The 14,726-nt window shown below is 66.9% G+C and carries 10 protein-coding genes and 1 pseudogene; 8 read left to right on the forward strand and 3 right to left on the reverse strand.

Annotated features, from left to right (window positions below):
- Nucleotides 1-23: 23 nt before the first annotated feature.
- On the forward strand, nucleotides 24-539 hold the full coding sequence (locus O7620_RS26450; RefSeq protein ID WP_278125796.1) for a hypothetical protein: 516 nt from the start codon (nucleotides 24-26) through the stop codon (nucleotides 537-539).
- 200 nt (nucleotides 540-739) lie between these two features.
- On the opposite strand, the gene O7620_RS26455 is transcribed toward O7620_RS26450, so the two are convergent.
- Nucleotides 740-1,990 carry an XRE family transcriptional regulator gene (locus O7620_RS26455; RefSeq protein ID WP_278125798.1) on the reverse strand — a complete coding sequence of 417 codons (1,251 nt, stop codon included), beginning with the start codon at nucleotides 1,988-1,990 and terminating at the stop codon, nucleotides 740-742.
- Complete coding sequence (locus tag O7620_RS26460) at nucleotides 1,977-2,765, reverse strand: hypothetical protein (protein ID WP_278125800.1); 789 nt, start codon at nucleotides 2,763-2,765, stop codon at nucleotides 1,977-1,979. The genes O7620_RS26455 and O7620_RS26460 overlap by 14 nt, the downstream gene beginning before the upstream one ends.
- A 234-nt stretch (nucleotides 2,766-2,999) precedes the next feature.
- On the opposite strand from O7620_RS26460, the gene O7620_RS26465 reads away from it, so the two are divergent.
- The 7 genes and pseudogenes from O7620_RS26465 (at nucleotide 3,000) to O7620_RS26495 (ending at nucleotide 13,925) form a co-directional block, all read left to right on the forward strand.
- Entirely contained in the window at nucleotides 3,000-4,175 is a 1,176-nt protein-coding gene (locus O7620_RS26465) for a hypothetical protein (RefSeq protein ID WP_278125802.1), read from the forward strand.
- Nucleotides 4,172-7,507, forward strand: a complete 3,336-nt coding sequence (locus O7620_RS26470; protein WP_278125804.1) for a hypothetical protein — start codon at nucleotides 4,172-4,174, stop codon at nucleotides 7,505-7,507. Before O7620_RS26465 ends, O7620_RS26470 begins: the two co-directional genes overlap by 4 nt.
- Nucleotides 7,507-9,915, forward strand: coding sequence for an RNaseH domain-containing protein (locus tag O7620_RS26475; protein ID WP_278125807.1), 2,409 nt, complete (start codon nucleotides 7,507-7,509; stop codon nucleotides 9,913-9,915). Before O7620_RS26470 ends, O7620_RS26475 begins: the two co-directional genes overlap by 1 nt.
- A gap of 261 nt (nucleotides 9,916-10,176) precedes the next feature.
- Complete coding sequence (locus tag O7620_RS26480) at nucleotides 10,177-11,514, forward strand: hypothetical protein (protein ID WP_278125808.1); 1,338 nt, start codon at nucleotides 10,177-10,179, stop codon at nucleotides 11,512-11,514.
- A 3-nt stretch (nucleotides 11,515-11,517) separates the two neighbouring features.
- A pseudogene (locus O7620_RS26485) lies at nucleotides 11,518-11,808 on the forward strand (metalloregulator ArsR/SmtB family transcription factor); the annotation flags it as partial.
- An 82-nt stretch (nucleotides 11,809-11,890) separates the two neighbouring features.
- Nucleotides 11,891-12,754: a hypothetical protein gene (locus O7620_RS26490; protein ID WP_278125810.1), complete on the forward strand. Its 864-nt coding sequence runs from the start codon at nucleotides 11,891-11,893 to the stop codon at nucleotides 12,752-12,754.
- 967 nt (nucleotides 12,755-13,721) lie between these two features.
- Nucleotides 13,722-13,925 carry a helix-hairpin-helix domain-containing protein gene (locus O7620_RS26495; RefSeq protein ID WP_278127157.1) on the forward strand — a complete coding sequence of 68 codons (204 nt, stop codon included), beginning with the start codon at nucleotides 13,722-13,724 and terminating at the stop codon, nucleotides 13,923-13,925.
- A gap of 123 nt (nucleotides 13,926-14,048) precedes the next feature.
- Here the strand turns inward: O7620_RS26495 and O7620_RS26500 are convergent, their stop codons facing one another.
- A complete protein-coding gene (locus tag O7620_RS26500; RefSeq protein WP_278125812.1) occupies nucleotides 14,049-14,708 on the reverse strand; it encodes a dihydrofolate reductase family protein in 660 nt (219 codons plus the stop codon).
- Nucleotides 14,709-14,726: the final 18 nt, after the last annotated feature.

The following is a 14,726-nucleotide window of genomic DNA, read 5'->3' on the forward strand; positions in this document are numbered from 1 at the left end:
TTGCTGGAGGAAGGTTGTCGATCATGGATGCGGGTCCTGACCTGATCCCGCTGGCCGAGGGCGTGGCCACCTTCGGCGGTGGAAACGCGTATTCCTGGTACCGCAGTCAGGCGCATCGAGGCGGGACTGTGTCCATGGGCGGCCAGCGAGTACCGGTAGTGAAGGTCTCCAGTCGATGGATGATCTCCAAGGCAGAGGTCGCGCAGGCCGTAGAAGCCGAACGGCGCGCGAGATCAGAGATCGTCCAATGGACCGCCGACTACGCGGCTGGCGTCCTGCGCGAAGGGCTGGTCCAGCTGACGGGCGGGCGCAGCTACACCGTCCGTGGACGGTTTCACCTGCTGACGGTTCCGCAGCCCATGGCGCCGGCGGACAGTTGGTGGATCTGCAACAGTTGCCGGCAGCCGGCGACGACTCGGCACGATCCCGACAGGGAATGCCACCGCTGCCGGGACTGGAGCCCATGCGCCGACGACTGCACGCTGGTGAGCGTCTCCTGCCCGTCCTGCAGGACGTCTCTGACGCTTCGGTCTGCATGACGGCCGCGGGCAGTGCGGGTGGCTGCGGGTGTCAACGCCGGCTGAACTTGACCCTCTGCCCTGGAACCCGCCCGGAACCCAGCCTGTGGAGGCCAAGTTGGCACGGATCCTGGCACTGAGCGAGGCAAGCCCGTCAAGGCGGCTCCGCCGCTCAGGCTGAACGGCTACTCAGGGTTGGAGACGTGTCCCAGCGGAGGTCGTTAGGCCATGTCCGTAGCAACTGCCCGTAAATGACGAATTCGATCAGTCATTGGCGATGGCTGCTCCGCCGCTTTGCCGCCGGCTATGAGGTTGAGTGTTGGGCGGTCGGTGACAGCACCAAGTAGTTGCCGGATCCGCTCCACCGGCCAGCGCAGTTCCTGCGCCAGCGCGGAGATGGTTAGCCCATGCTCGGCGGCCAGTTCGAAGGCTCTTCTTAGGAGTGTCGGCTGTTCACCGGGGAAGCCGTCGATAGGTTCCAGGGCTGGTTTGGACTGGTTGAGGCGTTGGTAGGCGCGTGCCGCAGTAGTGTCCGTGTAGAGGCCTACTTCTCGGCAGCGGTAGATGAGGCTCTGGATCGACGTACCCCATGTGCGCTGGAGCTCAGCGAACGCAGCAAAGTTCACCCTTGCGGGCAGGAGGGGGCTGATGCTATCGCGCGGAGTGAGGAATTCCGCGGCGAAGGCGTCGGCGTCCCGTTCATGCCTGGAGTCACCGGGAAGGGCGTCGGCGTGGAGTACGAGGTGGGCGAGTTCGTGTGCGGCGGTGAAGCGCTGGCGGTATACATCCTGGGATCGATCGCGGCTGATAACGATGAACGGCCGCGGTAGCCGGGAGGTCGAGAAGGCGTCCACGGTACGGAAGTCGCCGTCGGCTGGTGCATGGACGACGACGATGCCGTGGACCTCAAGGGTGCGCACGAGGTGTGGAATGGGCGCGGTGCCGAGATTCCAGTGCTGGCGAAGAGCTCGGGCGGCTTGGACTGGCTCGGTGGGAAGGCTTGCGCCGGGATGGATCTCGCCGCCGGCGAAGCCGGGAAGGTCTACGTGGGGCAGGAAGACTCGCCGTTCGAGGGCGTAGATGAGTTCCCAGACCTGCTCGGTGAAGGAGACGGCCTTGGCGCGCTGGTATGAGCGTGTTTCACGGAGATGGCGGAAGTGCGCTGCGGAGGAGTCGAGGCGGGCGTAGGGACGCCCGACCTGGAAGAAGCCGACGGGGTAGCCGAGGTGTTCGGCGAGGGCGATCAGAATTTCGGGTCGTGGCCGCGCCCCTGATTCGTACTGGCCGATGGCCGCGGCGCTGACCCCGACCCGGTCGGAGAGTTCCTTCTTGGTTAGCCCGGCGAGCTGGCGAGCTTGTGTCAGGCGTGCCGAGTCGAACTGCCTGGCGACAGCGCTGGCTGACCCCGAGGGCGACTCCACGGGGAGGCCGCCGGCAGAGAACAGGTCATCGGGCTCGTCAGTTCTGGGCATCGTTTCGCTGTTGGTGGTCGCCGTGTTCGGCTACGGGGCTGACGGTGGCCTGCTCGGCGGCGGTACGGGCGCGCAGCGTCGGGCTGGCCAGCTCGGCCTGGTCGAATCGCGGCGACGCGGTCGAGGCCGACGGCTGGGTCACCAGGCGAAGTCCGGGGATCGGGTCTGCGGACGGGACGAGCAGGGGTTGTGCGGATACCCAGCTCGCTGTGCCGGTCTGGCTCACGCTGATCTGGCCCCATCCGATGTTGAGCAGCCCGTGCCGCTCGTGCGCGGCGTAGTAGATGATCACGATACCGTCTGGTTCCAGCCCTCGCAGAACGTCGGTGGTATGGGCGTCCGACTCGGACTCCATCCCTTCGAAAGCCGGCTGCTCATGATCGGGTTTGGGGCCGAAGAGCCGCGCCAGCTCCAGCGTCGTCTTGTTGATCTTCTTCAGGGCGCGAGGGCTGTCGTAGGCGGTCGCGAGGTCCTTCGCGTATTCCACTGGCAGCACGGCGACGTTGTTGATGACGACGATGCGGTAGCTCTTGCCGAGCGGGCGCACCGTCTGGGCGCCGGGGACCTCACCGAGGTGGTTGACCAGTTCCTCGTATCGCGCCGGCCAGCCTCCGCCGAAGGCGTGGCGCGACGTCAGGCGGACCGCGTGGTGGCCGTCCATCTGCCGTCCGACGGCGGCCTGGATGGCCGACGGGATGGCCTCCGTCAGCGTGGCTGCCACGTCGCGGCCGAACAGGGACGCCGCCCATGCTGCCGGCCGGATCTTCTTCGACACGATTGTCCCCTCCTGCTTTACCTGCGTGCAGAAGGCTAGCATCTGTGCTTTAGTTTTGAGCGCGATGACGCCACTTTGGTGACGCTGAGTGTGTTCCCGCAGATCACGCCGCCTTCTGTGTGACGTGATCTGTTGTGCGCCGCGACCGCGGCGGACGTCGATCAGGCCGCACACGGTGTCCAGTTGCTGCGCTGCGGGTCGCCCAGGATGAGCGGCCGGGGAGGAAGGTGACGCATGACGGCGGATCTGACCAGGTTCGGCCGGGACACAGTCGTGACCACGGTGACGCAGGCCGCCAGTATCTGGACGTCGCCGGGACCGCCCGGCGAGCGCTGGCGGCAGGTGGCTGACCTGCACGGGCGGGTCGCCTTGGCGCACCTGGCGCACGGTGAACCTCTGCTGCCCCTGGTGGCCTTCACCGACCTGTTGACCGGCCCGCTGTCCGGGCTTCTGCCGGCCCCACTGAGGGAAGCGTGCGACGAGGTCTTGTTGGTGGAGGACGGACAGCTGAGTGCTGCTGCCGCTGACCTGCTGATGGAGAACCTCGCGCCGTCGATGACGGCCTCCGATGTCGTCGGCTGGTCGGTGCCGCGCCTGAGCGCGGAGAAGGTTCAGGGCTGGCTCTACGGACAGATGCTGGCGACGGGCACGGAGGAGGGATACCGGCGGGCGCGACGGACCGTCATCGAACACGCGGCGGGGGAGATGTCGGAGGTGATCGACGCGATCAAGGCCGCAGGGCTGCCCCGCGAGGGCCTGGTCGAGGAGATCCCCGCGTGGGCGTGGGTGGCGCACGAGGGGGAGCACTACTGGTTCGGGTGCCCCGTGTGCCGGTACCCGATGCGGTACCAACTCGGTCGGCTTGCCTGTGCCTACCCGCCGCACGCGAAGGCTCTCGGCGGTTCGATCACCGTGAAGGCGGCGAAGGGCCGTAAACCGGTGGCCGGCGCGTGGAACGTCGAGCGTGCCGCGCAGTTGGGCGGACCACAGGTCACCACTGCGGTTCCGGTCAAGGGCCAGGTGTGCCTCGTCCGGCCGGCTTGGCGGTACTCGGCCATCCCCGGTTGTGAGGAGGTCCGCCTGCACCGCGAACTCGAGATGATGCCGGGCGTCACCGCGAGACTGTGGCCGCACGTCGACCGGTACGACCTGGAAGTGAGGGCACCAGGACGACGGCGGCCCTGGCGGGTCGATGTCAAGGACTACACCGACCCCGCGCGGCTGGCCAACGAGCTGCTGCGTCGGGGCAGCATCGGCGAATCCGACCTGTTGATTGTCGTACCCGACTACCGGGCGGGCCATGTGGCGGTCCTCAACGAACGGCTGCGCCTTGCCACCGGATCACGGCGCCGGTTCGCCACGACGTCTCACCGATTCCTCGCCGAGGTGAAGAGGGCTGCAGCCGGATGAGCAACCGTGCGCGTTTCCACAGAACCGCCAACCGGTTCCTCATCGGACCGTCGCTGCGTCTGGCGCTTGGACTGGCCGAACAGCTCTTCCCCACCGAGACCTGGGAAGGCGCGCCCGCGGTCGACCCCCGCGACGCGCGGTTCCTCCTCTCCGGCCAGCTCGGGGTGTGGAGCCTCTGGCGCGACGGCCTCACCGCCACGCAACGACATGCGATCGACCGTCTCATCCATTTGCGCCCTCGCCGCCTGGCCACAGAAGGGGGCCTGCGCGTCAGCCTCGACGAGCACCTGCGCAACAACCGGTCGCCCCGCTACCTTGAGGCCGGAGACTTCCTGCAGGTGATCGACGGTGTGCCGGTCGATGATTTGATCACAGCCGCGCTGCAGGAGCTGGAGGATGCCTCATCCCCGCTGCGCGTCCCCCCAGAGGCGCTGGCCGACAGGCGCTACAGCTCGTCGGTCTTCCTCGCCGGCCCCAGCCGCGACGAGTTCCGGCGCAACACCTACCTCATCCCGCGGGCGCCGATGCCCTACCCGCCTGTCCCGGTTCTGGACGCCACCGCGCCAGCCGAGGTGGTGGCCGACCTCGCGGACATGCACGCCACCGCCGAACTGATCGACAAGAAGCGGGGTGACGATGCCTTCCGCCTGGCGGAGGTCCTGGACAGATTCTCGCGGAAGCTGCGGACGCCACAGGGCCAACCCGTCGACCGGCTGAAGCTCGCGGCAGGGCCCCTCCAGCTCATGATCGCTCCCACTGGTTCCGGCAAGAGCGTCTGGATGCGCGTCGCCGCCACCCACCTCGCCAGCCACAGAGGAGGCCGCCGCACCGTTGTCCTGCTCACCCCTGATGTCGAGAGCACGCTGGATCTTGTCGCGGCCATCCGCAGTGACCTCGCGGCGCTGAGCCTCGACATCCCCGTCGTCGCACTCATGTCCCACCGACGGCTCATCGAGGTGGCCGTCCAGCGCACCAACGACGCACCGGAGGATCCGGCCGGTGCCAGGTGGACCTGGCAGGAGCTCGGCTACTCCTGCATGCTGAGCGACGAAGAAGGCGCCGCATGGCAGCCAGGCCAGGAGCCCTGCACGGATCTGCACGAGCCCGGCGTCGAAGGCCGCCACCGATGCCCTCTGATCGGAGCCTGCGAGAAGTGGGCGCCATGGCGGCAAGCCGCCGGCCCAGCCAAAATCATTGTCACCAACCACGCCTACTTCCAGCAGGGCTCGGTGCCGTTTCCCGTCATCACGAACGGCACACTCCACGGACGGATGAGCGCGCAGGAGCTGCTGCTGCGGCGCGCCGACATCGTCCTTGTCGACGAGGTCGACGCCTTCCAGGGACATGCGGTCACTCAGTCCGGCCGCACCCTCGTCCTGGCCCGTCGTGACACGCAGAAGCTGCTCCTGGAGAAGCTCGACGACCAGCGCAAGGAACAGGTCGAATCCGACAACGTGCCGGGCGAACTCGAACTCGCCTTCCAGCGGGCCATCCACCGGGTCGAGTTCCTCTCCGAGCGCTACCTGGCCGCCGTCGTCAACGGGTTCATCGACCCGCAGGACCCACTCGGCCCCAAACAGGCCAGGCTGCACCTGCCACGCCGATGGGACAACCTCCTCGCCTGCCGCCTCTTCGGCCTCAACGAACTCGAAGACCGCCCCAGCGACGACCAACTCGACAGGTTCAAATCCCTGTTCACCCAGAACGAACCCGACCCTGACGCACTACCCGCCGGCTGGGCGGACCTACGCAAGGAACTGCGCCTCGTCGTCGCCGACGAACCGGAATCCGATCTGATCCACAAAAGAAGCCAAGGCATAGTCAGCGCGATCCAAACGATCACCGCGCCCACCACCGACGAGGGCGAACCGGACGCCGACGTCGACCTGGACGAAACGGACTGCGGCCGTCAGACCGGGAAGGACGACGATCCGGCAGACCCCACCGCTTCGGCGTGGCAGATCCAGACCGCCCACCTTCTCCTACGTAGGGCGTTCCTCGGCGAACTCCAGCAAGGGCTCGCCGAACTGGAAGCCCTACTGCCGCTGATGCGCGACAGCGGCATGCGGCTCGCCGACGACGTCGAGGCCGCGCTGGACCGCGCTCCCTCCTGGCAGGCAACACCCGAAGGACCGATCGGCCGAACGGTCTTCGGATTCGCCGTCACCGGCGACCCGGAGAGCCGCTCCGACCGGCAGTTCACCGCAGAGATCCTCTCCGGCGACCCGCACGCCTACACCGCAGACCTCGGAATCACTACGGCTCCCGCGCTCACGGGCGCGCCCAGAGTCATCGTCGGACTCTCCGCGACCGCCTACCTACCCGGTTCCCCCACCAACCACGTCCATGCCGACGTCGCCTGCTACTACCCCGACAACGCCGGCATTGGCACTGGCACTGGCACTGGCAGGCTGACCGTCAGCAACGCGTCCGTCAACGACCACACGACCAACCGCGGGATCGTCATCTCCGGAGCAGCCCGCAACCGCAAGGCCCAACTACTCGAAGGCATCGGATCCGGCCTCTGGGACCAGATCCTCGAACAGAGACTGCGGGACCTGCACGACCACCGGGACGCCGAACGCCGAGCCCGTGCCCGGGTCCTGCTCGTCACGAACTCCTACGACCAGATGCTCGCCCTCTGCCGCGGCCTGATCGCCGGGGGAGCCCACCGCACCCGCATCGCCGTCGCCGTCCCCGCCGGTGACCGCCGCGGCCTGCAAATCCCCGACGACGTACTCGCCATCCCCGCCAGCCGGCTGCGGACCTTCCCGGGCACGGGCAGGGACGTGCTGATCTCACCTTTCGCACGGGTTGCCCGCGGGCTCAACATCGTCGTCGGCCACCGGTCCGCGCTCGACTCCATCTGGGTATGCGTCCGGCCCATCAAGCTCATCGACGAACCATCCGCACTGGTTGCCCACACCGGTGCCCACGCCCGCCGCAACCGGCACCCCGGCGAGGACCCGCGCAAGGAACTCGACGAACGCCACCGCATCGCCGCTAAACATCTGGAGCTCATCAACAGGTCCAACCCCGCCTTCGGGCGCCTGCCCCCCGACGTGCGAACCGCGATCTTCGCCGACGTCCTGGCCGACCTGATCCAACTCGCCGGGCGCGCAAGGCGTGGCGGCACCAACACAACTCTTCACCTGGTCGACAACGCCTTCCACCGAGGAGGCGCCGCACCGGGCAGCGACTTCGCCTCCCTCATCCGCAACCTCCACCAGCGATGGCGCGACGACAACCAACTGGACCAGGTCCGCTCCATCTACGGCACCACCATCGACGCGTTCTTCACGTTTGCCGGCATCAACGACAGGAACCCCTGATGCGCACCCTGGCCTTTCCCTACACCGAAGCGATGGCGGAGAAGATCCACGGCTACACCCTCGGCAGCGAGGTCAACGACACCTGGCAGGACCTGAACCGCCGATACACCCGCCACCCGAAGAACCTGCCGTACAGGGATCTGAGCCTCGGCTTGCGCTACGTGTCCAGCGACTACGCCACCATCTGCAAGGATCCCGACGGCCCCGGCACGCTGCTCCTGATGCGCAAGAAGATCGACACCGCCATCATCAGCCGGCTCTTCGCCGCCTTCGAACGAGACCTCGTGGCCAGGCACGGCGCACCATTCGAAGACCTCCTCGGCCCACTGCTACGCCGTACCAAGCCACGCACGATTCACATCGCCAAGTACCTCCAGGCGGGCACGGTGACACACGCCGACATCCCGAACTGGGTCTTCGACGTCGCCACCTGGCGCACTATCGAGCTCCTCCGAGGTGCGCTCAAGCTGCCCGACGGTACGGACCTGCTTCTCCGTCCCGACATCGACGGCAACCTCGTCGCCTTCAACCGCCCGCTTCCCGAGACGCACTCCAGGGCCGAACAAGGCATCCATTACATCAGTCTCGAACCCATCACCGTCCCCGGCTACCCCGGTATCCTGCTCAACCTCGACGCCCACATCAGCGCCACCACCGGCTTCCCCGGCAACGCCAAGAGCCTCTGGATCGCCACCGACGACACCGGCATGCTGCTCACCGCCAGACACCGCTACGACCGGCCCACCAACCGAAACGTGATCACCGGGCTCCTTCCCCAACTCGTCGACTCCTTCAGCATCCGCGGTGTGCCCGCCGACTTCACCGCAGATGACCTCCTCGCGACCCACCCCCGCATCCGCGCCCGGCACGCCACCAGACCCGACAGGCACCCCATCGGCTCCGGACCGGGCCGCCGATTCCTCGACTGCGTGCTCGAGCACGCCACCGCCAGGCTCAACACGGAGTCGCTCGTCCTGGAAACCACACCCATACGCAACATCGACGCCCCCGGCGACCCCGACCGGCACGCGAAACTCGCCTCGGCCGTCAACGCGGCAGCACGGCCGATCCACATCAGCGTCGTCTACCAGGACGACCTACAGCGCCACCGGTCCGCCCAGGCGCTCACCGAAGTACTCAACCTCCCCGAGAACAGCCTCACAACCGCAGGGAGCACCTTCCTCGACGGCGCGCTCACCATCACCTTCGACAGCGCCAAGACCGACATGCTGGTCGCTCCCGGACCCACGCACCTCCGGAACACCCTCGCCGAGCAGATCATCTCCACCAGGACCCCGGACGCCCTGCACCTCGTACTCGCCGAGAGCAACAAAGAACTCGCCGCAGCCAAGCCCGCCGAAGACCCCAAGCCACAGCTTCGCCGCGCCCTGGCCGCCCACGGCACCGTCAGCCAGTTCATCGATCCAGCGTCAACGCCCAAGCCTGACGCCGTCGACCACCCCGCCAATGCCGCCGTACGAGACCTCCTCCGGGCAGCGGGACTCACCGCCACCACACCCACCCGGGTGTTCTCGCGCCCCCTGCAGCCGCAGCCATGCGTCGTCGTCGGTCTCTACACCCGCGAACAGAACCAACCCGCCACCCGCATGATCAGCCTCTCCGCCCTCATTAGCGACGGAACCGACACACCCTGGCACATGCTCGGCTACCACCCCGACGCCCACGGCTGGAACGACCTCCCCACCGCCATCGCCGCACATCACGCCACCGACCTGAGCCAGTTCAACGACCCGAACCCCACCACCCGCACAGCACTGGCGCGGGCCTACACAGAACGGGCCCTGCACCAGCTCCGCACCCGCTACGACGACATCCCGATGATCATCTACATCGACGGCTCCAACCGGTACCCACTGTGGTCCGGCACCACCAACAAAAACCTGGGTAACGGACAGCTCGATGCGCTGCCCCACCTCGGAATGATCAACCCAGCCGACATCTCACTGGTCAGGGTCAACACGGCATCAGACGGCAAGCTGCCACAACCTGTCAGGGCAACCGGAAAGCGGGTAAACGTCGACGACGGTGCAGTCCCAGCCACCGAACGGCTCTACCACCTTCCCGGCGCGCACCAGGACACCTACTACCTCATCAACCGCTCGCGTAGCGACAAAGCGTTCCAATCCAGCGTCAGAGCTGGCCACCGTCAGACACGATTCGACCTCGCGGAAGTAAGAGAACTACGCACACCCTGGCACGCGATGACCTGCACCGAATTTCTTCTCCTCGAACACGGCGCCTTCGAACGCCAACACCTCGCGGCGCTCAGCGCGCGGCTGTGTGGGCATTCGCTGGCCTGGGACGGGCGGACAGCCCGACCCGCGCCCGTACACCTCGCTCGACAGATCCTGGAGGACCATCCCGGGCGCAAGACGGCTGCACGCTGAGGTGTGAACGGCCGAGGGGGCCCGCACACGGCCGGTCATTACACGCATACTGGACCGAGACTCTGGCACACGCGGCACAGCGCGACCGCCGATCGGGAGGACGGGGAGGCTTACCACCCACCCCGCGCATCGCAATGCCCGATTCTCAAACCACAACGCCCCGTTGAGCACCGGTTCCGGTTACCGCGCTGCCAGCTTGGTGGACACGGTGTCCGTCCTCCCACAATAGCCACGTGTGAACCTATCGATATGGTCGTTCTGTTGAACCAGATCGTGAGCTCGAACATCACGGCCCACCCCGGCGGTTGCCCGCCATGGTGTGTCAAGGTCCACGCCGAGGAGGAGTTGGGTAGTCCGGGCGACCGGGCCCGGGGGCACTCCCGGATGGTGATGCAGACCCATAAGGGTGAGATCGGCGGGATGGCGGTGGAGATCTTCTCACTGGAGCACCTTGACCAGCCCGAGGAGAACACCCCAGCGGAGTTGGTCGTGTCCGCTCCGGATCCGCTCAGTCTGGCCGACGCCGGCTACCTCGCCACCTCCATTAGGAAGGCGGTCATGGAAGCCCGCCGAACGCACCGGCCGTACTGGCTGAGGCGGGCGTGTCCGTCCTGGTGTGTCGCGACGCACCAGGACGGCGACTACCTCGAGGATCGCATCCACTGGCCAGATGAATCGCCGCCTGTGCTGTTGTCGCTGCACAGCTCGGTGAGTACTGCCGGCGAGTCGTGCAGCGATGGGACGTACCGGCCGCCGGGGCTGGAGGTCGACTTGGAGCAGCACGCCGACGCGGTCGAGCCGGTGGTGAAGTTCGTGATCGAGGGCGCGACGGCGGCGTTGCGGCTCACGCTGGACGAGGCTGAGCAGGTGCGGACGGCGGTCGGACGAGTTGTGGCCATGGCGCGCGATACGGACAACCAGCTGGTCGAGGCCGGATTGGCCGGTCCAGCGCCGAGGCCATACCGGCCGAGCCTCGACCAGACCGTGGCCGATCTGGTGGTCCACGACGAGGGCCTGACGGCCGAGCAGAAGATCAGCGTGTTCCGCGGCGTGGTCGCCGAGCGACTTACCCAGCAGGGTCTGAGCGTCGCTGAGCAGGCTGTGCGGTTGAACTGCACCGAGGAGCAGGTGCTGGACGCGATGGTGGACTTCGCGATGTGGTCGCACGCCGGCTACCTGCTTCCACCCGCCAAGCCGGCCGAGCCGCAGTGCCCGGTGTGGTGCGGTGGGGAGTGCCTTACCGAAGACGGCGTCCGCCTGCACGACCGGCACGTGGCCGCCGTGTACGGCCAGCACCACGAATGTGCCAACGACATCAAGGTGGCGACGGTCGACCTTCAGGCGTTCAACTCCCCCGACGGGTACGACGAGCCGCCATCAGTGACGCTGGCCATCGACAACCCGGAACAGCGCCCCACCGACATGACCAAGCTCGACGGGATGAACCACAACGCGGTCCGGAACCTGGCCGCATCGCTGCTGTCGGGCTTCTGGGACCGCACGACGATCCGGCTCACCCCTCAGAAAGCGGCGAACCTCGGCGCGTCACTGATCGCCGCATCCCGCGCTGCCCACAACAACACCGCAGTCAAAGCCTGACCACAGCGAGGCGCGGGAGTGCTGAAGGCGTTCGCCGACCCGGCCCGGCTGCGACTGCTCAGCCTGATCCAGTCGGCCCCGCAGGGAGAGGCGTCGGTCAGTGACCTCACCGCACCCCTCGGACTCTCCCAGCCGACCGTTAGCCACCACCTGCGGATCCTCACCGAGGCCGGCCTGCTCGAGCGTGACAAGCGCGGGGTCTGGGCCTACTACCGGCTCGTGCCGTCCGCCATCGCCGCGATCGCCGACCTGCTGACCCCGCCTCGCAAGCGAGCGATGAAGAAGACCCGCTGACCGACGCCACGGAAGACCGCCGCCAACGCCTCCTGACCCGGCGGCGGTCGGGCCGCAGGCGCGAAGGTTCTAACCTGCTTTCATGGGGGACGAGGAAGCGCAGCCGGAATTCAGGCAGTGGTACGACCGTGCGCTCGACGTCGGCCCGGCCGGAAATCAGGCCTTCTTCGGTCGGGACGTGCTGGCTGGCCTGGTACAGGGAATCCGGGACTTCCGAGAGCACCGGCAGCAGCGGTGGGACCAACACCATGGGCCTGGGGCGACGTTGCTGGGCTGCGCGATGTGGATGGACGACCCGGAACTGCTCGACGAACTCGCCAGGCTGCAGGCTGCCTGCGTGGTGGTCAGCAAGCAGGCCCGGGACAAGAAGGTGCAGCCGCCGGATCTGCCCTACAAGCTTCGCCGCCTGGCCGACCTCAACACCCGCGCGCCCGGTCTCCCGGTGTGCTATTTCCCCCCGCTGGAGCAACTGACCTCACTGGTCGACGGTGAGCCCCCGATGATCGGACCCGGGTGGTCGCTGCCGCCCGGCGACGAGATGATCCCGACCGTGCGGACGATCGGCTTCCGCAAGGGCGTGGGCGCCAACGGGTCCATGCCACCGATCCTCCACGCCAAGCTGGCGCTACTCGGCCGCCTCTGGGAACACGACGAAGACGACTTCGGGCCGGCCGACGTCACCGCCTTCACCCCGAAGCGACTCTGGATCGGGTCAGCGAACTTCACGGCGTCGTCACGACGCAGCCTCGAGTTCGGCTTCTGGACGGAGGACCCCGTACTGCTGCGCGGTGCCGAGGAATTCCTACTGGACCTGATCGGCAGCTCAGAGGGCATCGACCCGGACGCCGACCTGCACCTGCCGGAACGGGCGCTACCGGACTTCGACGACTCCGCCATGGCGGAGGCGGCGGCCGAACTACGGTTCGCCGACCTCGAAGACGACTAACATCGCCGCACTCGGCCGCCCGCTCCCGCTGTCATCGAAGCGCGGATCACCGCGCCAAGGTCTGTGGGTGGCGCCAGCGGTCCCGCCTCGGTCCGAGTGAAGCGGGAGATGAAGGCGGTCATTGGGGAGCGTGCGTGCTACCTAAATGTCGACATCGCCAGAACCCTCGGCGCTCAGATCCGAGGGATATCGCGGCCCGCATGGTGCTCCGATGGTGCTCGGATGTTCGGCACCGGTCGAGCACGGGCGGGTCGAAATCAGCACGGTGAGCCCGGCAGCGGCGAGCCCATCACCCTGCCCGTCGCCTGCAGCGCGTGGACCAGCCGAAACAAAAAGCCCTCCGCGCGGACGAAGGGCTTGCAAAACAGTACGAGCTATGAGACTTTGTATTCGGTGGGGAAGGTGCGTTACCCTTCCTCCTACGGATCAGAAGGTTAGGGGTTCGAGTCCCTTCGGGCGCACAGCGGTTGAACAGGGAAAATGCCCCTCCAGTCTTCGACGAGAGTCGACTGGAGGGGCATTTTTCGTGCCACTTGGGTGGCACGCTGGACCCTCGATGTCGGCTCACCGTGACTTGGAGTTCGACTTGTAGTGAAGCGGCCACATATTCGATGAAGTGGTGCCGCCTGCTTTCGACGCCCTACCCCTTGCTCGTCCTTGCCACCGACTTTGACCACCTGGGATCGCCAAGCAGGGCGACGGTCCGGGATGGTCAGCGGGCCGGGCGTGCCCGAGTTGGGCCAAGCGGCTGAGCTGCTTCGGAAACCGTACGGGCTGCCTCACGCGCTTCGCCGTCGCCACCATTACCAACTGGAACCGGTAGTTGTTGCGTTCAGACACGCTGACGCCAGCAGTCCCCGAGGCCAGGAAAGCGTCGATCTCCTTCCGAGTCCGAGCGACCCAGAGATGGATCTCCGATCCGGAGAGGGCATCGATGAGGGTGCAGTTGCGGACCGGACTCGACATTATGAGGAGCGTGGACTCTTCCCTCGGCACCCTGCCGAAAATCGGTGCGCCAGCGATGCGGGCCTTGAACAACGCTGGTTACACGGCTCTGCGTGAGCTTGCCGGGGTACCTCGTACCGAGCTGGCCAAGCTACACGGCATGGGCCCGAAAGCGCTCGAGATCATCCAGAGCGCGCTTGAGGAGCACAACCTGAGTCTGGGCTAGGCCTCCACCGTTACTTGGCTTCCGCGTCGGTCGCTGCTTGGGCATGCAGACGGGCCACCGCGTTGATCATTGCTGGTTTGTGAGGACAGCCGAACATCCTGCGGTCGCCGCGTGCCACCGTTGTCAGTCGAGGACCGTCGCCGAGCGCCCTTCGTCGACCGTGTACGCGCCTGCGGAGATCGCGCCGAGGCTCGTGGGGTGGAGGGTCAGCGAGATGACGCCGCCGGGCAGTACGCGCGAGCTCTCTTCGACGGTTGCGAACGTCGCGGGCGTCGATCCGTCCGGGAACAGGCGCTTTCCCGTGCCAACGACGACCGGGTGTTGGAGTAGCCGGTAGACATCGACGAGTCCTGCCTGGTGCAGCGTCTGCACGAGTTTCCAGCTTCCGTGAACCTGGAGTTCCTTGCCGGGAAGTTCCTTGAGGCGGCGTACCTCGTCGACCGGGTCACCGCGGAGGACCGTCGTCGGGTTCCAATCGGCTTCGTCGTCGGTCAGCGTGGAGCTGACGACGTACTTTGGCAGCGTATTGAGCTTGGTGGCGATCAGGTTGCTGGATTCGGTGACCTTCGGCCAGTACCCGCCGAGCACGCCGAAGCTGGTGCGGCCGAAGAGGAACGCGTCGGCCTCACGGAACCAACTCTCGACGACCTCGTTGGTGTGCGTCGAGGCGTGCGGAACGAGCCACCCGCCGCGGTCGAAGCCGCCGGAGCGGTCCTCGTTGGGGTTGCCGGGTCCCTGCATGACGCCGTCGAGACTGACAAAGATGTTGACGCTGAGCAGCACGGTTTTCCTTCACGTTCT

The sequence above is a fragment of the Micromonospora sp. WMMD710 genome (genome assembly GCF_029626045.1).
Taxonomy (GTDB): domain Bacteria; phylum Actinomycetota; class Actinomycetes; order Mycobacteriales; family Micromonosporaceae; genus Micromonospora.